This is a genomic window from Acinetobacter sp. ANC_7553 (genome assembly GCF_056779895.1).
The window spans coordinates 1-18,463 of record NZ_JBWYIV010000020.1; the positions used below are offsets into that span (position 1 = coordinate 1).

The following is an 18,463-nucleotide window of genomic DNA, read 5'->3' on the forward strand; positions in this document are numbered from 1 at the left end:
GTTAAAGTTGTTTTACCATGGTCAACGTGACCGATTGTGCCCACGTTAACGTGTGGCTTATTACGTTCAAACTTAGCCTTAGCCATGAGATTTTCCTTTTTAAACTACTCATGGAGGATCACTCCATGAGCACTTGGTTTTAAACTATGAATTAGTTGGGCTTATAGTAATCGAAAGATTACTCGTCGTCACCTTTTTTACCACCAGCTTGGAACTTAGCAATGATGCCTTCAGCCACGTTACGTGGAGTTTCGGCATATTTAGCAAATTCCATAGAGTAAGTCGCACGACCTTGAGACATAGAACGCATGTGTGTTGCGTAACCGAACATCTCAGAAAGTGGAACTTCAGCACGGATTGCTTTAGTACCGCCAGGTAAATCGTCCATACCTTGAACCATACCACGACGACGGTTTAAGTCACCCATGATATCGCCCATGTAATCTTCTGGAGTTTCTACTTCAACTTTCATGATAGGCTCAAGAAGAACAGGATCTGCTTTCATGAAACCATCACGGAATGCGTAAGAACCCGCCATTTTGAACGATAATTCGTCAGAGTCGACATCATGGTAAGAACCATCGAACAATGTCGCTTTGATGCCTACAACTGGGTAACCAGCAAGGACACCATTCTTCATACGTTCTTGAATACCTTTGTCAACCGCACCAAAGAATTCTTTAGGTACAACACCGCCGACAACTTCTTCAGCGAACTCGTAGTCTTTACCAGCTTCAGGATCCATTGGCTCTAAACGTACATATACGTGACCGAACTTACCTTTACCACCAGTTTGACGAACGAACTTACCTTCTTGCTCAACAGATTTTTTAATCGTTTCGCGGTAAGCAACCATTGGTTTACCAATGTTCGCTTCAACACCGAATTCACGCTTCATACGGTCAACGATGATGTCAAGGTGAAGCTCACCCATACCTGCAATAATTGTTTGACCAGATTCTTCGTCAGTACGAACGCGGAATGATGGATCTTCTTTCGCCAAGCGGCCCAAAGCAACTGACATTTTTTCTTGGTCAGCTTTAGTTTTAGGTTCAACTGCAAGTGCAATTACTGGCTCTGGGAATTCCATACGCTCTAATGTGATCACGTTGTTTTCGTCACAAAGTGTATCACCTGTAGTCGTGTCTTTAAGACCTACACATGCCGCGATATCGCCCGCACGAATTTCTTCGATGTCATGACGGTCATTAGCGTGCATCTGTACAATACGACCAACACGTTCACGTTTAGATTTAACAGGGTTATAAACTGCACTACCAGCTTTTAAAACACCTGAGTAAACACGAACGAATGTTAAGTTACCTACGAATTTGTCGTTCATGATTTTGAACGCAAGCGCAGCAAACGGTGCTTCATCAGACGCTTCGCGAGAACCTTCTGTCTCATCTTTGTCGTCTAAGATACCTTTAATTGCTTCAACGTCAGTAGGTGCTGGTAAGAATTCAATAACAGCATCCAACATACGTTGAACACCTTTGTTTTTGAACGCTGAACCACAAAGCATTGGCTGAATTTCATTCAACAATGTACGCGCACGAAGACCATTAACGATTTCTTCTTTAGTCAAATCACCTTCTTCTAGGTACTTATCCATGAGTTCTTCTGATGCTTCTGCAGCAGCTTCAACCATGTTCGTACGCCATTCTTGAGCAAGCTCAACAAGGTCAGCAGGAATTTCACCGTATTCAAACTTCATACCTTGAGATGCTTCATCCCAGATAATCGCTTTCATTTCGATAAGATCTACTACACCTTGGAAGTTTTCTTCTGCGCCAACAGGAATCACGATTGGCACTGGATTACCACCAAGACGTGTTTTTACTTGTTCAACAGCACGGAAGAAGTTTGCACCAGTACGGTCCATTTTGTTAACGAACGCAATACGAGGTACTTTATATTTATTTGCTTGACGCCATACAGTTTCTGACTGAGGTTGTACACCACCTACAGCACAGTAAACCATGCACGCGCCGTCAAGAACACGCATAGAACGCTCAACTTCGATCGTGAAGTCAACGTGTCCCGGTGTGTCAATTACGTTAATACGGTGTTGTTCGAACTGGTTACCCATACCTTTCCAGAAGCAAGTTACTGCTGCTGAAGTAATGGTAATACCACGTTCTTGCTCTTGTTCCATCCAGTCAGTTGTTGCTGAACCTTCGTGAGTTTCACCTAGTTTGTGGCTCTCACCTGTGTAGAACAAAATACGTTCAGAAGTCGTTGTTTTACCAGCATCAATGTGTGCTGAGATACCAATGTTACGGTAACGAGAAATTGGGGTTTGACGAGCCATGATTTCTTGCATTCCTAAATTTTGTTGTTTAAAACAGGACGCTTTAAGCTGCTGAGCAGCTTAAAGCGATTCGATGACAAATCAGTGAAACCCGACTTACCACCCTCCTGAATAGGGGCTGTTTTATCCGCTTAGAAACGGTAGTGAGAGAAGGCTTTGTTGGCTTCAGCCATACGATGCACATCTTCACGTTTCTTGATCGCTGAACCTTTACCTTCAGCTGCGTCAAGCAACTCACCAGCAAGGCGTAACGCCATAGTTTTTTCAGAACGCTTAGCAGCAGCATCTACTAACCAACGCATCGCTAGAGCAGTACGACGGGATGGGCGTACTTCCATAGGAACTTGGTATGTAGCACCACCAACACGGCGTGCTTTTACTTCGACCATAGGACGAACTTTTTCAAGAGTAGTCTCGAAAAATTCAACTGGGTCTACTTTAGATTTTTCTTGAACGCGGTCTAAAGCACCGTAAACGATACTTTCAGCAATAGATTTTTTACCATCTTGCATTACGTGGTTCATGAACTTAGCGATTGTTTGGCTGCCGAACTTAGGATCCGGAAGGATTTCACGAGCAGCGACTACGCGACGTCTTGGCATTTTAATACTACCTATAAATATGACACTTCAGGTTTATCCAGCAGCAGTACAAAGTGTCATGTACTATTCGCTGGCCTTACTACACGTCGCTTGAATTTCACAAAATTAAATGCAGAAATCAGACAAGCGAGACGATAAAGGATTGCAGTTCTATACGTTTAAGAAAATGATCTAATTAGATTATTTCTTAGGACGCTTAGTACCGTATTTAGAACGAGACTGGTTACGATCTTTAACACCAGCACAGTCTAAAGAACCACGAACGGTATGGTAACGTACACCTGGTAAGTCTTTAACACGACCACCACGGATAAGAACAACACTGTGCTCTTGTAGGTTATGGCCTTCACCACCGATATAGCTAGATACTTCGAAACCTGAAGTTAAGCGAACACGGCAAACTTTACGCATTGCTGAGTTAGGTTTTTTAGGTGTAGTTGTGTAAACACGTGTACAAACACCACGACGTTGTGGACAAGCCTTCAACGCAGGAACTTTTGATTTTTCAATCAAAGTCGTACGACCCTTACGGATCAACTGATTTGTTGTTGCCATGTGGCAATTCTCCCGTTAATAAAAAGCCCCAAAAAATACTACTTTTTGAGGGCATGCAATTGTAAGCCAAGAAGTAAAAATGGTCAACATTCAACATGACATCAAATATTGACCATTGTGTGCTTACAATGAAATTTTCAGAATGATTTGATCAACCATTCATAACTAAATTTATTGCTTTTTCTGTGACGTAGGTAGTGAGTTTGCTGCTTCGTCTTTCTTTTTTGAATTACGACGCTTAGGGGGTGCTTTTACCTGCACAATAGGTTCGCCTTGAGGCTGGTCTTTATCAGCGTCTTGAACACTTTCATTAGAAGCCGATTCCACATGTTTTTCAGCTAAGGCCTTAAGACCATCCTCAACACTGACCGCTTCTTCTTTTTCAGACTCCGCAGTTTTTGCTTCAATTTTAATTGCTGAAATTGAATCATTATGAACTGCAGACTCATCAACTTGAATAGACTCTTCTCCTTCAAGTTTTTTTGCAAACTCTTCAACCTCAACCACTAACTCATTATTGATTGACGCTGCGGAATTCAATGCGAGTGAGGACTGCTTTAATAATTCTGTGCCGCGCTCAAAGGCCTCCTGAACAGATACCTGCTCATCTGGATGTTGGAGAATGTACTGCTGTGCTCCAGAAAAAACAGCTCTAGCTTTAGAATGAGCCTCTTCCACCAAACGCCAGCTATATACTGCACCAATACCAGCACCAGCCACAGGTGCTAATTTAGATAAAATTGAAATTTGAGGAATCTGATTCAACCAATTCCATTTATAACCACCCTCAGGATTACTCAGCCAATTTTTTAAAGCCGTGAAGTCGTTACTAGAGCCCAATAGGGTTTGTAGCTGATGAGTATCTTGTGTTTCCAATAAATTTGCGACTGTTCTTAATGCCACTAAAAGTGTTTGCTTTTCCGCAATAACACCTAAATCGACTTGTTTGAATACATACTCAACGATCTCTTGCTCTTGACGATGATTAAGTTCAAAACCGTGCGCGCGCCCTTCTTGGTAAATACTACGCAACGTAAATGCCAACGAGAAAGGAATATCGATGGCCGTACCAACTACGCCTGTCGCACCAGACACTGCCCCCTGAACCGCTGCAATGAATTTATTTTGATTGGCTAATGCTTCACCGATACGATTCGCACGATCAGGGCTTGATTTAAGTTCATCCAAGCTTTTTGCACCAACTTCCTTTAATACATGCTCAACTGAACTTAACTCAGAAACAAAATCATTCAATTTATCAAAAAAATAATCTGCAACTTTGTTGTTTAAGTCCGGAAAGATAAAAGAAGCAACATTATTTAATTTACTGTAATGACGACCAAAAATTTTTTGAGAAACTTGAGGGACATGATCACGAAATAATTGTTGAGGGGTTTCGTACTTTTTTTGTTCAGTCATTTTTCTCTCATCTAAAGTTATGTCAATAATTTTTTGTGGATCAGGTTGTTGCGTCAATTTCGCAATTGATCCTGGTGCAACATGTTGTGCCAGTTCAAAGCCAGTAGCACTGAGCTTTTTAGCCACTCCAAATGCTTTTGATACCAGTCCGCTAGATTGCTTATTATTAGAATTTGCCATTTACAACCCTCCTTCGCATTTATCACTTATGTTTAAAATTCTATGTGCAGTCAAGAGTTATCTCAACTTTATCGTGTTTTATTCGGTTGCAATATAGTGAACATATCTGCCAATAAGCGTTTTAACGCTGCGATATTGATTTGCCATAAGAATTTAAAATAGATTCTGATATCATGATACGAATTTTTGACAAGATCTTATGGACTTTTACATCCAATCAAATCGATGTGAATTTTTCCATAAAATGACTTCACCATGATAGGGAATTGTAAATGAAACGTGTTGTAATCACTGGTATGGGCATTAACTCATGCATTGGTAATACATTAGAAGATGTAAATCATGCCTTACAAAATGGTATTTCAGGCACACGTTTTAACCCAACTTATGCTGAACTTAATTTTAAAAGTCATGTTAGTGCTGCAGCAGAACAAAATTTTGACGGTATTGACCGTAAACTGAAACGCTTCATGGGTGTATGTGCGATGTATGCCTATAACGCTGCAGTCGCTGCAGTTGAAAATGCGGGTCTAACAGCTGAAGATCTTGCGGGCAATCCTCGTTATGGTATTGCGGGTGGTTCAGGCGGCAACTCTACAGCTTCTGTCGCTGAAATGATTGAACTTCTTGAAGAGAAAGGCGCACGTAAAATTGGCCCTTTCTTTGTTCCACGCAATATGTCAAATACTATTACTGCTAACGTTGGTGTGGCATTCAAATTACAAGGTATCGCTCACTCTATTACAAGTGCTTGTGCAACCTCAGCTGATGCCATTGGTTACGCATACAACCTGATTCAACTTGGCAAACAGGATCTAATGCTCGCTGGTGGTGGTGAAGAAGATCATTGGTCACAAAGTCTATTATTTGATGCAATGGGTGCTTTATGCTCAAAATATAATGACTCACCAGAAACCGCTTCTCGCCCTTACTCTGCTGATCGTGATGGTTTTGTCATTGCTGGCGGCGGTGGTTTCGTGGTACTAGAATCTCTTGAGCATGCTCAAGCGCGCGGTGCAAATATTCTTGCTGAAGTCGTTGCATATGCAGCCAACTCTGATGGTGCTGATATGGTCGCACCATCAGGTGAAGGTGCAACACGTTGTATCTTGATGGCACTTGATGAAGCAAAACAGCATGGTGTTGAAAAAATTGATTATGTAAATACACACGGCACATCTACACCAGCTGGTGATGTGACTGAATTGAAAGCAATGGAACGCGCATTCGGTGAAGGTCAAGTACCACCTTTAAGTTCAACAAAATCTATGACAGGTCATAGCTTAGGCGCTGCAGGTGTACAAGAAGCGATTTACTCTATTCTCATGATGCAGAATGACTTTATTGCACCAAATATCAACGTTACTGAGCTTGATGAAGGTGCAAAACCATTTGATATCGTACTTGAAAAACGCGATACAAAACTGAATACTGTAATGAGTAACAGTTTTGGTTTCGGCGGCGTAAATGCCTGCCTCATTTTCAAGAAATGGGAAGGCTAATTTAATTCCGCCCATAATGGGTGATTAGATGGATGCTCCTTCAGATGCTTTCCTATGGGTAAAAGCATTACATATTATTGCTGTGGTATGTTGGTTCGCTGCTTTGTTCTATCTACCACGGCTTTATGTTTATCATGCGATGAGTGACGATGCCATAAGCCATCAACGCTTTGAAGTCATGGAACGTAAGCTTTATCGTGGCATTATGTGGCCTGCGATGATCGCAACATTGATCACTGCACATTTTTTAGTGGACTGGGGTGATGCAACTCGACATTATCATGAAGCTTTATGGTTTTATTTAAAAGTTGGTTTAGTCGGATTACTGGTCATATACCACCTAGTTTGTGGATATTACCGTAAAAAACTCATTGATAATGCACACTATAAAAGTCATAAGTTCTGGCGCTATTTCAACGAAATGCCCACATTGATCTTATTCGCAGTGGTAATTTTAGTTGTGGTCAAACCTACATTCTAACTAAAGAATATAAAAAAACCTCCATTCGTGGAGGTTTTTTTCTCTAAAAATTAATTATGGTTACGCTTACGCATACGTGGTTTATAAAGAACACGGTATGTTACAGCTAACAAAATCAACCAGATTGGGCTAATCATCAAAGCTTTCAGCGTGTCTGGCTCTAAACTTAAAATGATTAATGCAAATAGCAAAAATGCCAATACAACGTATGACATTGCCACTCCACCCGGCATTTTAAAATTCGACTTTTCATGTAGCTCAGGTCGCAATTTACGGTAGCGTATATAGCACACCACGATAATCGCCCAAATACTAATGAAAAGAATCACACACAGCGAACTTGCTAATGTAAAAGCTTCCATCGTATTTGGCACAAAATACTGAAATGCTGCACCGGCCATAATAAATGTACATGAAAAGATTAATCCCTTAGCAGGTACGGCACGACTTGAAAGTTCTGCTAGCTTTTGAGGGGCTTGGCCGTCACGTGCCAATCCAAATAACATTCGACTGGTAGAAAAGACGCCACTGTTCATGGAAGACATCACAGAAGACAAAACCACTAGGTTCATAATCACAGCAGCTGAACCAATACCCGCAAATAAAAATAATGTCACAAATGGACTTTGATCTGCTGGGATATTGATCCAAGGTGTCACAGACATAATCATGATCAACGAAAGCACATAGAAAATGATAATACGTGTCGGAATAGCATTAACCGCTTTTGGTAAATTTTTTTCAGGATCTTTGGTTTCCGCAGCCATCGTCCCGAGTAACTCTACACCAACAAAGGCAAACATTGCGATTTGAAAGCCTGCCAAAAAGCCCATTGTTCCTTTCGGGAACATTCCACCATGAGACCAAATGTTACTGAAGCTTGCAACAGCACCACTTGGTGACTGAAAACTCGTAAACACCATGAAGGCACCCACCAAGATTAATCCAATAATGGCTAAAATTTTGATTAATGCAAACCAAAACTCAATTTCACCAAAAAGTTTTACAGTGACTAAGTTAATTGCGAGTATGAATAAGACACATCCTGCACTAATCGCTGCTTGCCCCATTGGGGTAAACATTTGATCTGGAGGTAACCAAAAACTGAGATAATTGATAATTGCTGCTAAATCAGCAATACCGACCAAAATCCATCCCAGCCAATAGGACCAACCAATATAATACCCTGCACCTGGTCCAATGAGATCATGTGCCATATCAATAAATGATTTGTAGTGCAGATTAGATAAAAGAATTTCACCAAGGGCACGCATCAAGAAAAAAAACATAGCACCAATAATCATATAAATGATGATGATTGAAGGTCCTGCAAGTGAAATCGTTTTTCCTGAGCCCATAAACAACCCTGTACCAATCGCTCCACCGATGGCGATGAGTTGTAAATGTCGATTTGAAAGCTTACGCTGTAATTCATTGGGAGATGATTGTTCATCAATATTTGTGGTTGTCATTATTCAACATCCTTTTACACCATCTAATCTAATCGATCAGCCTAAATTCCGCTTCAAACTGAGGTTCGAGAGATTTTGTTATTATGAGAGGAGCCATAAATGACTCTTCCTCGTGAAGTCTTACTTATATTCAGTTATTTCAATGCAGCAATCACTGCGATTTCAATTAACCATTCTGGATTAACGAGGTCAGCCTGAATGGTTGCTCGTGATGGTGGTATTGAATCCTCCATCCATTCAATCCAAATTTGATTGAAGATTTGAAAATCTTCCAAATTCTTCACGAAAACTTGTGCTGACAATAAACGAGATTTATCTGTGCCTACTTGAGCCAAAAGAGCGTCGATCGTATTCAGCACATCTTTCGTTTGTAAGGCGATATCAGGCGTCGTAATCTTAGGTACTTGACCAGAAAGATAAGCCACTTGATTAAAGACTGTAACTGCACTCATCACGCCATTACTATTGAATTTTTGAATATCCTGATTTTGCATATTAATTCCTTGATTACTCAGTATCGATCCTAGTGTTGATCGTTGAATTTTTAACATTAAATTTCTAGAACAAATGGAACCCGCGTCGTTACGCCACACATTAACTCATATCCCACAGTACTCGCTCCTGCAGCGACCTCATCAATCGGTAACAAACTTCCATACTTTGAGACGCCCCACAGTACGACTTCACTGCCAATTTTTGCATCTTCAATATGCGTGATATCAACAGCTAGCATGTCCATACTTACACGACCAATTAAAGAAGTTTTTTGCCCATTCACAAGCACTGCTGTGCCAGATTGAGTAATCCGTTGATATCCATCTGCATATCCACAAGCGACAATGCCAATTTTCATAGCTTGTTCTGCAAAAAATGTCGATCCATAGCCAATACTTTGCTGAGGATTAATTTCTTGAATTGCAATCAATTCACTTCTTAAAGACATTGTTGGTTTTAAGTCCCAATCTTGAATAGTATGGGTTGGATAATCCGGTGAACTCCCATACAACATAATGCCACTACGTACAATGTTAGAGTGGACATGATTGGCATGTCTAAGAATCGCTGCGCTATTACTTACTGAGCAAGGACCACCTAAAGCACTGACGATTTGATTGAATACTGAAATTTGATAGTCAACGCCAACCTGATTCAAGCGCTCGCCATCAGCATCAGAAAAATGTGTCATGTGAGTGATTGATGACACTTGCGGCAATTCAGTTAACAGACTCCAAATTTCAGAGTAACGTTGAGGTTGGAATCCTAAACGATTCATGCCACTGTTCATTTTCAGAAAAATATTAAAATGAGCATCTAAACCGCACCGATTAATCCATTCGAATTGAATCTCATTATGAACGGTAAATTGAAGTTCCAAATCATGACACAACTGTAAATCCGCTTCTTGAAAGATACCTTCCAAAAGCAAAATTGGGCCTTTCCAACCTAAATCTCGAACTCGTTGTGCTTCACTCAGCTCTAGAAGTGCAATCCCATCAGCATCCTTTAAGGCTGAATAAATGCGCTCGATCCCATGGCCATAAGCATTAGCTTTTACAACAGCAAAAATTTGGGCATTTGGCACATGTTGCTTAGCAACTTTCAAATTATGTTTGATTGCGTTTAAATGAATGACAGCCTGTATCGGGCGAGACATATTCCTTGTCCTATTATATTTTTTAATAGCAAACCACGCAGCCTTTAAGCTGCGTGGTTATAACGTTGAATTGAAAGTCCATCGGTACTAATCTCTGGAGTCCGATTCAGCACTAAATCACTAATCAGCTTTCCAGAACCACATGCCATGGTCCAGCCGAGCGTGCCATGTCCAGTATTTAAAAATAGATTCTTATATTTCGTCGCACCGATAATAGGCGTACTATCTGGTGTCATCGGTCGTAGTCCCGTCCAGAAACTGGCTTGTGCCATATCTCCACCTGGGAACAAATCACGTGTTACCATCTCTAAGGTGCCACGGCGATCCTCATTTAACTCTTTATTAAAACCACTTAACTCAGCCATCCCACCAACACGAATTCGTTGATCAAAACGAGTTATTGCAATCTTGTAAGTTTCATCTAAGACAGTTGATTGAGGGGCATATTGCGCATCCACGATAGGTATAGTTAATGAATATCCCTTTACAGGATAAATGGGCAAATCTAGACCTAATGGTTTAATAAAATCTCGTGAATAGCTACCGAAGGCAAGTACATAACGATCTGCCGTGAGTACCTGACCGTCTACAATAACGCCTTTAATTTCGTCGCCCTCAACTACGAGTTTTTCAACATTTTGATTAAATTTAAACTCAACACCAATACCTTTTGCATATTCAGCAAGCGCGTTGGTAAAGATATAGCAATCACCAGTCTCATCATTTGGAAGATGTAAGCCACCGACTAATTTGTCTTTAACTTCCGCTAATGCAGGTTCAACTCGACCTAGACCTTCACGATCTAATAACTCAAATTCGACACCTGTTTCTTTTAAAACTTCAATGTCTCGTTGAACTGCTTCTAATTGCGCATCCTTACGAAAAATTTGTAATGTTCCTTTTGAACGATTCTCATAAGATATGCCAATATTTTCGCGTAATTCTCTTAAACAATCTCGACTGTATTCAGCAACACGTACCATACGCTCTTTATTGATGGCGTAATGTGCCGCATTGCAGTTCTTCAACATTTGAGCCATCCATTTCAGCTGCCACAAGCTTCCATCTACATTAATTGCTAATGGTGCATGATGTTGAAACATCCATTTAACCGCTTTAAATGGAATTCCTGGTGCGGCCCATGGTGTAGAATACCCAGGAGAAATCTGTCCTGCATTGCCAAAACTCGTTTCTTCGGCAGGACCTGATTGACGATCTAATACAGTGACGCTTGCTCCTTGTTGCGCTAGGTAATACGCACTTGCAACACCAATGACACCACTACCTAATACAATAACGCGCATGAACTATCCCTCAGCACTGTGTAGTTTATTTCACTAGTATATTTTTGCTTTAATAGTTTTTTTCACTCTTTTAATCGTTATAATTTAGGTAATTTAAGGGTTTTATCCTGAAAAAATTAAAAAATAAGGAAATTATTCATGCGGAAATTAGATCGCACTGATCGTATGATTTTAGATATTCTGCAAAAGGACGGTCGTATTGCCATTAGTGAACTGGCTGCAAAAGTAAATCTTTCTACAACCCCATGCTCGGAAAGAGTGAAAAGACTAGAACGAGATGGCATTATTATGGGCTATTACGCCCGATTAAATCCGGAGTTATTGGAGCGTAATTTACTCGTTTTTCTAGAAATTAAATTATCGGCGAAATCTGGAGATGTTTTTGATCAAGTCGCCAAGAATTTAGTTGAGATACCTGAGGTCTTAGAATGTCATTTAATTTCAGGTGAATTCGATTACTTGGTGAAAGCGAGACTAAAAGAAATGAGTGCTTATCGCCAACTACTGGGTGACCTGCTTAAAATGCTTCCGTCCTCAGCATCCTCCCATAGTTACATCGTGATGGAAGAGGTCAAAGAATCCTTGTATTTGGATCTAAGCTAAGCTACGAAGAGCAATCTCTTGAGAGTTGCTCTTGAGCCCAAATTTCGGCTTAGATTAATCAACATAATTTAAAATTTGATGGAAAGCTTGAATTCTGGCTTTGGGTGCAGCAGCGGCTAACTCTGCATCACTGCCATAACCGTATTCCACCGCAATCGTTTCAATTCCATTTTTTCGAGCACCGATAATATCATGCTCTCGGTCCCCTACCATCAAACAGGTTTCTGGCTTGATTTTTTCTTGCTCTAAAATATATGCAATAAGTTCAGCTTTATTGGTGCGGTCACCATTTAACTCACTGCCATAGGCATAATCAAAATACGGTGTAAGATTGAAATGTTCAAGAATTTGCTGAGCATACACTTCAGGCTTTGCAGTAGCTAAAAACAATCTGTAACCTTTGTTCTTAAGTGTTGCCAATGTTTCTGCTACATCTTCAAATAATAAATTTTCAAATAAACCTTTTACAGCAAAGCGCTCACGATAACCAAGTAAAGCCTGTTCCGCCAAATCATCATTCACATCAACCTTCAAAATTTTGGCCAAAGAGGCTTTTAAAGGTGGTCCAATAATCCAATCAATATTCTCATCTTCCGCGATAAAATGACCTACTTTTTCTAAACCATAGCGTGCAGAAGTCGTAATACCCACTTTAGGATCAGTTAGCGTTCCATCTAAATCAATGAGAATATTTTTAATCATGCTGTACCTTTTTTAGAAATGCTATCGAGACTTCTCAGAAACTTGCCTATACTACTCCAAATTGATCAATGAAGGACATTGTTGTGCGCCCTACTGTATTGTGCTTTTCTGGTTTAGATCCATCTGGTGGTGCTGGCTTACAAGCAGATATTGAAGCGATCGGCCAAAGTGGTGCTCATGCAGCAATCGCATGTACAGCGTTAACCATTCAAAACTCTCAACAAGTTTTTGGATTTGAAGCAACCTCAAAAGATTTACTGCTGGCTCAAGCGAATGCTGTAGTGAACGATCTTCCTATCAAAGTAGTGAAATCTGGCATGCTCGGCACTACCGACAATATCGCCGCTTTGGCAGAATTCCTAAGAGCACATCCTGATTTCCAATACGTACTCGATCCAGTTTTGGTTGCCAATAGTGGTGGCTCATTAGGAAATCAAGCAACATTGGTCAAGGCTTTTGTTGAATTGATTCCTCTTGCTACGATTCTTACACCGAATACCGTTGAACTTCGCGCATTAACCGGCTGTGAAGATTTAGATCAAGCTACACAGAAGTTATTTGAAATGGGTGCTAAAGCTGTATTAGTCAAAGGTGGTCACGAAGACACACCGACTTATATTAGAAATGCACTCTACATTAACGGTGATATGGTCTCTGAAACAAAATGTCCTCGTCTTGAAGGTGAGTATCATGGTTCAGGCTGTTCTCTTGCTAGTTTTATTGCAGGGAGATTGGCACAAGGTGATCAAATTAAAAATGCAGTTCACCATGCGGAAACATGGCTATTTGGTGTATTAAAACGTGCTGAAATCCCAGTTGAAGGTGGCCAAAGAATTCCAAAACGCTTCTAAATAAAAAGCCCACTGACTGTGGGCTTTTTTTTATTAATCTTTTAGTCTTTCTTTGACTGATCGGATATGTTCTCTATTGGTTTTCCACGATTTTTGAAGCGCTGCTTTTTCAATACGATATTTAATTCTCTGTAGTCTACGATCATCAATCACTTTCATTTGGTAGCTTTTAACTTCTTCAATCCAACTTTTACCCCAATGAACATGTACAGGAATTGGTGTTTTAAACTCACAATTAGGCACGAAAACTATTAACCCATGTATCGACAGATTTGAATCGATTAAATCTTTTAACAATCCGTCTAAAACCTTTATATGCTTGTAGTTTTGGTGCAATGGATTTTGAAATTTATGGCTAGATTTATAAATTTTTTGAGTCCACATTTTTTGATGTGATGAGCCAAAAATCCAACCTTTATAGTTTTTGGTCTCAATCACAAATATTCCATAAGGACTCAATAAAATATGGTCAATCTGTGTGGTCTGATTGTCCTGATCCAAAAATGTTAGATCATTCAGTAAAATATAGTCCTCATTCAAAATTTTTTTTGCATGATATTGGACAATGTATTCACCCAATTTTCCTTTGATATAAGGTACAAACATTTTGAATACAGGGATGATTGCTAGAATTAAGATCAACCACCATAACTGCGATATGAGATTAAAAACAATTGTAATTATAGGATTTTCATTAGACATAATTTTTGTATTTCATATGTTTATGCTGTTATAACATCACCACTTATCATCTTCAAGCTGCAGCAGCTTAAGCTTATTTTCCACACCTCCTGAAAATCCGACCAGCTTGCCATTGACACCTATTACACGATGACAAGGTACAATGATCGCGATAGGATTTTTCCCATTGGCCAAGCCTACCGCTCGAACCGCTCTTACATTCCCAACATCCTCAGCAATTTGCTTATACGTTCTAGACTCTCCAAAAGGAATTTTTAACAGCGCATTCCATACCGAGCGTTGGAATTCTGTCCCATAAAGTTCTATGGGCAAATCAAATACCTGACGTTGTTTTAAAAAATATTCGCGAAGCTGTGTTTCGGCAATGCATAAAATCTCGTGATCATCCCGCTGAATTACGATTTGATTTCGGATAAACTGAGGAAGTGCATTCTCCCAAGCGACAACAATCAATGCTCGATCATGAGCAACCAATTGAAGTTCACCGACAGGTGTCATTATTTTTTTTAAATAAAATTGAGTCATTTTTTAATCGCCTGAAAGTTGAATCATCTAACTATGTTGATGATAACTTCATCAAGACCAAACCCGAAATAATCAATACTGCAGCGATCATTCTCATTGCATTTGCAGGTTCTCCAAGAATAAAAATCCCAACCACAAATGAACCTACAGCGCCTATGCCTGTCCATACGGTATAAGCTGTCCCGAGTGGCAAAGTTTTCATCGCATGGGAAAGTAAAGCAAAACTTGCGATCATGAAAACGATCGTCAAAATACTGGGTGTCAATTTGGTGAATCCATCTGAAACTTTCATAAAATAGGCCCAGACCACCTCCAACAACCCTGCAACAATCAAGACTAACCAAGCCAAAATAAACCCTCTCTCAATTTAAAAAGCAGCGCATGGATACGCTGCCTTAAATCTTACGCTGAAGCTAATTTCATCATGACTAAACCTGAAATAATCAGAATAGCCGCAATCATCCGCATTGCTGTCGCAGGCTCACCCAGAATAAAAATGCCGACTAAAAAAGACCCTACTGCACCAATCCCCGTCCAAATCGTATAGGCAGTTCCCAGAGGTAATGTTTTCATGGCATGTGCCAACAACCCAAAACTGAGAACCATAAAAAATAGAGTAATTGCAGTCGGTGTGAATTTAGTAAATCCTTCAGACATTTTCATACTATATGCCCAAACGATCTCAAATAAACCCGCGAGAATAAGAATAAACCAAGCCATGATGCCTGCTCCCAATTAAAATAATTTAAGAGTCAGGCCGTCCTGACGATTTTTCTCAGAGAAATGAGGGAGGTCGTTCCTCCAAATGATGGTTGAATTATATCAACACACGCACAAAATAGGCGCAATTTTACAATTTTTGACCCAAAATACACCTACAAAAAATAGGTCATTATAGGACTAGCTTTTCTAGATTATTTCTGCATTTTTAGGCTATTGCATTGCGAACGCGATCGCTATTGTCAGATGGAAGACTAAATCCGCACCAAATTAGAACACTTCACTGCACTATAGAAAATCACTGGTCTAGGATGTTTAAATTTAAATTGATTTTTTATCTCGCTCTTTTAAGACTTATTCACGAAGATAAGCCAAATAATGAGCAACGAAAATTTCTCCCCCAAACAATTCAACAGAAAGGATAAGAAGATCCATTTTTTGTAAAAAAGGACTCAAATGAGTCCTTTTTATACATTTATTGTCTAATAAACAAACCATTGAACTAAATATGATTATAATCTAATCAAATTATCCAGACTGTTATCAACACAGATATCCACCAAGTTATCCATAAACTTATCCACAGATGTGTGTAGTATTATACATGTTTCGGATCAAACGTTAATTGAACCTACTTTCGCCAACTCTGCACGCATTTCATCAATTACAGCTTTATAATCTGGCTTTCCAAAAATGGCAGAACCAGCCACAAACATATCAGCACCAGCTTCAGCGATTTCACGAATATTTGCTGGACCAACACCACCATCAACTTCTAAGCGAATATCTTTACCAGATGCATCAATAATTTTGCGTGCTTCACGAAGTTTATCTAGCGTTATTGGGATAAATTTTTGTCCACCAAAGCCAGGGTTGACGCTCATTAATAAGACTTGATCCACTTTATCCAGTACATAATCAAGGTAATGTAAAGGCGTTGCAGGGTTAAAAACTAAACCTGCTTTAGCACCACCAGCTTTAATCAGCTGCAATGAACGGTCGATATGGTCTGATGCTTCTGGATGAAAAGTGATGATATCTGCACCCGCTTCTAAGAAATCTCCGATCATACGATCGACTGGTTTCACCATAAGATGAACGTCAATTGGAGCCTGAATACCATATTTTTTAAGTGCCTTACATACACCAGCACCAAAAGTTAAATTTGGTACATAATGATTGTCCATTACATCGAAATGGACCACATCTGCACCTGCTTCAAGTACATTTTCGACTTCTTCACCTAAGCGAGCGAAATCAGCAGATAAAATCGATGGAGCAATTAAGAATGGCTTGGACATGTCAGGACCTGGCGGGAAATTAGAATTCAAAAGATGATTATAGCAAAACTTCGTTTATTCATTCCTTCGAAATTACTGCTATTTAAATTTCAACTCAAAATGCAAATCGTTGATTAAAAAATATTCAAGGACGGAATATGACTTATGCAAAGCTATGTTGCATATTCGGAACAACCTTATGGTGAGATGAATGTTAAGATACAATAAATTTCAAGCATTACGGTAAATAATGAAAACAACCACAACGATAGACAGCTCCGAAGCATTACGTATCGCTAAACGATTAAGCAATCATTGGAAACATAAATTTGATGTCACCAATACCGATGACCAATATCAAATTTTTATGCCAAAAGTGACAGTTGAATTATCAATACAACCTGATCAACTTCATGTCAGTATTGTGAATAAAGAAGAAATATCTTTAGAAGAATTAATACGACTAGAAAATGTCGTGCTTGATCATATCAATCGCATGGTTCAAGCTGACTATCAAGTTATATGGTCTAGAGAAAGTTAAAGAAAAACCGACATAAAGTCGGCTTTTCATTATTGTTGCTGTTTAAATTCAGTAACACGGCGAATTCGTTCTTCAGTGGCAGGATGACTTGCAAAGAGATCAAGAATTTTTGATTGATCTTCGTCTTCTCCCATATCATCACTCATACGTTTTAAAAAGTTTGCAAAATGCACTGTATCCATTTCATGTTTATGCATGAGTTCTAGCGCATACTGATCTGATTCTAACTCAAACTTCCGTGAATATCCTGCACCAATCATGGCAACTGGCAAAGTCGCAATTAAATCCGATCCATCACCAGTGATAGCAATATAAAGTACGCTGAATCCTAGGCTCGAAAGACCTTGTTGTAAGCTGTGACGTTTTAATAAATGTGCTTGTTCATGTGCCAAAACGCCGATAATTTCCTGATCATTCTTGGCAAGCTTCACTAATTCATCGGTGAGATAAATTGTATTGTTTGGCAATGCGAGTGCATTGGCTCCAAGCGAGGTACCTTCCCTAAATTTCAACTGAGCGGGACGACCCTCAGCAACATATTTCAGATAATCCGCGAGAATCCGATCCTGTCTTTGCTGTGATAACTGAGAAGGTTTAGTGTATTCGGCTAAATAAACTTCTGCCTGTCCACCCAAACGATTCAGCGTATTTTCTGGCAGCTGGAAAGCAACAATGTGCGATGCCGTCGGTATTCCCCATTTAATGACGGAGAAACCAAGTGCGACCACGAAAATAACACTAAAAATAATCAACGATGGTGTACGTTCAAGTTTCCATACTTTTTGATGAAAATTTTTATGCTCAACAGGCAACCATTCAGGAAGCTGACGCTCATGAAATTCAATCCTAGCGTCATGTGTTAACTCTAAAGCTGGATTACGTCGACCAATTTTACCAAGCAATACCATTTCATCTGCATGATAGTAGACTGTTTTCACTTCGCCTTTATCTGTATAACTGACAGCGATACTGTCTTGATTAGCAGGGCGAATCTGTGCTGTAAAAGGCTTAGAAAGAACACCATCATAATATGTCACTGTGAGAGGTTGATTCATT

General features: G+C 39.7%; 21 protein-coding genes. 5 read left to right on the forward strand and 16 right to left on the reverse strand.

Annotated elements, in window-relative coordinates; genetic code table 11:
• The 5 genes from AC1M9I_RS13605 to AC1M9I_RS13625 all read right to left on the reverse strand — a co-directional run.
• A partial coding sequence (locus tag AC1M9I_RS13605) for a GTP-binding protein (RefSeq protein WP_001029592.1) occupies positions 1-86 on the reverse strand: 86 nt, incomplete at its 3' end.
• Between the two features lie 92 nt (positions 87-178).
• Positions 179-2,314 carry an elongation factor G gene (fusA, locus tag AC1M9I_RS13610; protein WP_092768658.1) on the reverse strand — a complete coding sequence of 712 codons (2,136 nt, stop codon included), beginning with the start codon at positions 2,312-2,314 and terminating at the stop codon, positions 179-181.
• Positions 2,315-2,445: 131 nt separating this feature from the next.
• On the reverse strand, positions 2,446-2,916 hold the full coding sequence (gene rpsG / locus AC1M9I_RS13615) for a 30S ribosomal protein S7 (RefSeq protein ID WP_004648014.1): 471 nt from the start codon (positions 2,914-2,916) through the stop codon (positions 2,446-2,448).
• Positions 2,917-3,096: 180 nt separating this feature from the next.
• Positions 3,097-3,471, reverse strand: a complete 375-nt coding sequence (gene rpsL / locus AC1M9I_RS13620; RefSeq protein WP_004648013.1) for a 30S ribosomal protein S12 — start codon at positions 3,469-3,471, stop codon at positions 3,097-3,099.
• A gap of 171 nt (positions 3,472-3,642) precedes the next feature.
• Complete coding sequence (locus AC1M9I_RS13625) at positions 3,643-5,070, reverse strand: EcsC family protein (RefSeq protein WP_481595137.1); 1,428 nt, start codon at positions 5,068-5,070, stop codon at positions 3,643-3,645.
• Between the two features lie 272 nt (positions 5,071-5,342).
• Between AC1M9I_RS13625 and AC1M9I_RS13630 the strand changes: the two genes are divergently transcribed.
• The gene (locus AC1M9I_RS13630) at positions 5,343-6,572 is read left to right on the forward strand and encodes a beta-ketoacyl synthase N-terminal-like domain-containing protein (protein WP_035268310.1); all 1,230 of its coding nucleotides are present in this window, start codon (positions 5,343-5,345) and stop codon (positions 6,570-6,572) included.
• 28 nt (positions 6,573-6,600) lie between these two features.
• Positions 6,601-7,053: a CopD family protein gene (locus tag AC1M9I_RS13635; RefSeq protein ID WP_481588043.1), complete on the forward strand. Its 453-nt coding sequence runs from the start codon at positions 6,601-6,603 to the stop codon at positions 7,051-7,053.
• Between the two features lie 50 nt (positions 7,054-7,103).
• Here the strand turns inward: AC1M9I_RS13635 and AC1M9I_RS13640 are convergent, their stop codons facing one another.
• The 4 genes from AC1M9I_RS13640 to AC1M9I_RS13655 all read right to left on the reverse strand — a co-directional run bounded on the left by AC1M9I_RS13640 (position 7,104) and on the right by AC1M9I_RS13655 (position 11,483).
• Positions 7,104-8,525, reverse strand: a complete 1,422-nt coding sequence (locus AC1M9I_RS13640; protein ID WP_481595138.1) for an amino acid permease — start codon at positions 8,523-8,525, stop codon at positions 7,104-7,106.
• A 134-nt stretch (positions 8,526-8,659) separates the two neighbouring features.
• Positions 8,660-9,019 carry a RidA family protein gene (locus tag AC1M9I_RS13645; protein ID WP_035268302.1) on the reverse strand — a complete coding sequence of 120 codons (360 nt, stop codon included), beginning with the start codon at positions 9,017-9,019 and terminating at the stop codon, positions 8,660-8,662.
• A 56-nt stretch (positions 9,020-9,075) separates the two neighbouring features.
• On the reverse strand, positions 9,076-10,179 hold the full coding sequence (gene alr, locus AC1M9I_RS13650; protein ID WP_481611153.1) for an alanine racemase: 1,104 nt from the start codon (positions 10,177-10,179) through the stop codon (positions 9,076-9,078).
• A gap of 44 nt (positions 10,180-10,223) precedes the next feature.
• Positions 10,224-11,483 (reverse strand): D-amino acid dehydrogenase, encoded by a 1,260-nt coding sequence (locus tag AC1M9I_RS13655; RefSeq protein WP_481595141.1) that lies wholly within the window; start codon positions 11,481-11,483, stop codon positions 10,224-10,226.
• A 138-nt stretch (positions 11,484-11,621) separates the two neighbouring features.
• Here AC1M9I_RS13655 and AC1M9I_RS13660 point away from each other — a divergent pair, with 138 nt between their 5' ends.
• Positions 11,622-12,086 (forward strand): winged helix-turn-helix transcriptional regulator, encoded by a 465-nt coding sequence (locus AC1M9I_RS13660; protein ID WP_092768640.1) that lies wholly within the window; start codon positions 11,622-11,624, stop codon positions 12,084-12,086.
• Positions 12,087-12,140: 54 nt separating this feature from the next.
• Here AC1M9I_RS13660 and AC1M9I_RS13665 read toward each other — a convergent pair whose 3' ends face one another.
• Complete coding sequence (locus AC1M9I_RS13665) at positions 12,141-12,788, reverse strand: HAD-IA family hydrolase (protein ID WP_092768637.1); 648 nt, start codon at positions 12,786-12,788, stop codon at positions 12,141-12,143.
• Between the two features lie 83 nt (positions 12,789-12,871).
• Here AC1M9I_RS13665 and AC1M9I_RS13670 point away from each other — a divergent pair, with 83 nt between their 5' ends.
• Positions 12,872-13,639 carry a hydroxymethylpyrimidine/phosphomethylpyrimidine kinase gene (locus AC1M9I_RS13670; RefSeq protein WP_035268321.1) on the forward strand — a complete coding sequence of 256 codons (768 nt, stop codon included), beginning with the start codon at positions 12,872-12,874 and terminating at the stop codon, positions 13,637-13,639.
• 33 nt (positions 13,640-13,672) lie between these two features.
• On the opposite strand, the gene AC1M9I_RS13675 is transcribed toward AC1M9I_RS13670, so the two are convergent.
• From AC1M9I_RS13675 to rpe, 5 genes are all read right to left on the reverse strand, one after another.
• A complete protein-coding gene (locus AC1M9I_RS13675) occupies positions 13,673-14,341 on the reverse strand; it encodes a nuclease-related domain-containing protein (RefSeq protein WP_481611154.1) in 669 nt (222 codons plus the stop codon).
• A gap of 36 nt (positions 14,342-14,377) precedes the next feature.
• Entirely contained in the window at positions 14,378-14,866 is a 489-nt protein-coding gene (locus AC1M9I_RS13680; protein WP_481611155.1) for a methylated-DNA--[protein]-cysteine S-methyltransferase, read from the reverse strand.
• Between the two features lie 31 nt (positions 14,867-14,897).
• Positions 14,898-15,215, reverse strand: coding sequence for a quaternary ammonium compound efflux SMR transporter SugE (sugE, locus tag AC1M9I_RS13685; RefSeq protein WP_180000188.1), 318 nt, complete (start codon positions 15,213-15,215; stop codon positions 14,898-14,900).
• 53 nt (positions 15,216-15,268) lie between these two features.
• On the reverse strand, positions 15,269-15,586 hold the full coding sequence (locus tag AC1M9I_RS13690) for a DMT family transporter (RefSeq protein ID WP_092768625.1): 318 nt from the start codon (positions 15,584-15,586) through the stop codon (positions 15,269-15,271).
• A 614-nt stretch (positions 15,587-16,200) separates the two neighbouring features.
• Positions 16,201-16,887 (reverse strand): ribulose-phosphate 3-epimerase, encoded by a 687-nt coding sequence (gene rpe / locus AC1M9I_RS13695; protein ID WP_481594039.1) that lies wholly within the window; start codon positions 16,885-16,887, stop codon positions 16,201-16,203.
• A 229-nt stretch (positions 16,888-17,116) separates the two neighbouring features.
• Here rpe and AC1M9I_RS13700 point away from each other — a divergent pair, with 229 nt between their 5' ends.
• Positions 17,117-17,407 carry a DUF2218 domain-containing protein gene (locus AC1M9I_RS13700; RefSeq protein ID WP_481594038.1) on the forward strand — a complete coding sequence of 97 codons (291 nt, stop codon included), beginning with the start codon at positions 17,117-17,119 and terminating at the stop codon, positions 17,405-17,407.
• Between the two features lie 29 nt (positions 17,408-17,436).
• On the opposite strand, the gene AC1M9I_RS13705 is transcribed toward AC1M9I_RS13700, so the two are convergent.
• Complete coding sequence (locus tag AC1M9I_RS13705; protein ID WP_481588035.1) at positions 17,437-18,462, reverse strand: M48 family metallopeptidase; 1,026 nt, start codon at positions 18,460-18,462, stop codon at positions 17,437-17,439.
• Between the last annotated feature and the right edge of the window lies 1 nt (position 18,463).

What these genes read in the sequence shown, in the direction of transcription:
- rpsG (WP_004648014.1), bottom strand. Translation starts at nt 2,916, where the DNA reads ATGCCAAGACGTCGCGTAGTCGCTGCTCGTGAAATCCTTCCGGATCCT.
- AC1M9I_RS13645 (WP_035268302.1), bottom strand. Translation starts at nt 9,019, where the DNA reads ATGCAAAATCAGGATATTCAAAAATTCAATAGTAATGGCGTGATGAGT.
- AC1M9I_RS13675 (WP_481611154.1), bottom strand. Translation starts at nt 14,341, where the DNA reads ATGTCTAATGAAAATCCTATAATTACAATTGTTTTTAATCTCATATCG.
- AC1M9I_RS13705 (WP_481588035.1), bottom strand. Translation starts at nt 18,462, where the DNA reads ATGAATCAACCTCTCACAGTGACATATTATGATGGTGTTCTTTCTAAG.
- AC1M9I_RS13690 (WP_092768625.1), bottom strand. Translation starts at nt 15,586, where the DNA reads ATGGCTTGGTTTATTCTTATTCTCGCGGGTTTATTTGAGATCGTTTGG.
- AC1M9I_RS13655 (WP_481595141.1), bottom strand. Translation starts at nt 11,483, where the DNA reads ATGCGCGTTATTGTATTAGGTAGTGGTGTCATTGGTGTTGCAAGTGCG.
- AC1M9I_RS13700 (WP_481594038.1), top strand. Translation starts at nt 17,117, where the DNA reads ATGAAAACAACCACAACGATAGACAGCTCCGAAGCATTACGTATCGCT.
- AC1M9I_RS13630 (WP_035268310.1), top strand. Translation starts at nt 5,343, where the DNA reads ATGAAACGTGTTGTAATCACTGGTATGGGCATTAACTCATGCATTGGT.
- rpe (WP_481594039.1), bottom strand. Translation starts at nt 16,887, where the DNA reads ATGTCCAAGCCATTCTTAATTGCTCCATCGATTTTATCTGCTGATTTC.
- fusA (WP_092768658.1), bottom strand. Translation starts at nt 2,314, where the DNA reads ATGGCTCGTCAAACCCCAATTTCTCGTTACCGTAACATTGGTATCTCA.
- alr (WP_481611153.1), bottom strand. Translation starts at nt 10,179, where the DNA reads ATGTCTCGCCCGATACAGGCTGTCATTCATTTAAACGCAATCAAACAT.
- AC1M9I_RS13665 (WP_092768637.1), bottom strand. Translation starts at nt 12,788, where the DNA reads ATGATTAAAAATATTCTCATTGATTTAGATGGAACGCTAACTGATCCT.
- AC1M9I_RS13635 (WP_481588043.1), top strand. Translation starts at nt 6,601, where the DNA reads ATGGATGCTCCTTCAGATGCTTTCCTATGGGTAAAAGCATTACATATT.
- AC1M9I_RS13660 (WP_092768640.1), top strand. Translation starts at nt 11,622, where the DNA reads ATGCGGAAATTAGATCGCACTGATCGTATGATTTTAGATATTCTGCAA.
- AC1M9I_RS13625 (WP_481595137.1), bottom strand. Translation starts at nt 5,070, where the DNA reads ATGGCAAATTCTAATAATAAGCAATCTAGCGGACTGGTATCAAAAGCA.
- AC1M9I_RS13640 (WP_481595138.1), bottom strand. Translation starts at nt 8,525, where the DNA reads ATGACAACCACAAATATTGATGAACAATCATCTCCCAATGAATTACAG.
- rpsL (WP_004648013.1), bottom strand. Translation starts at nt 3,471, where the DNA reads ATGGCAACAACAAATCAGTTGATCCGTAAGGGTCGTACGACTTTGATT.
- AC1M9I_RS13680 (WP_481611155.1), bottom strand. Translation starts at nt 14,866, where the DNA reads ATGACTCAATTTTATTTAAAAAAAATAATGACACCTGTCGGTGAACTT.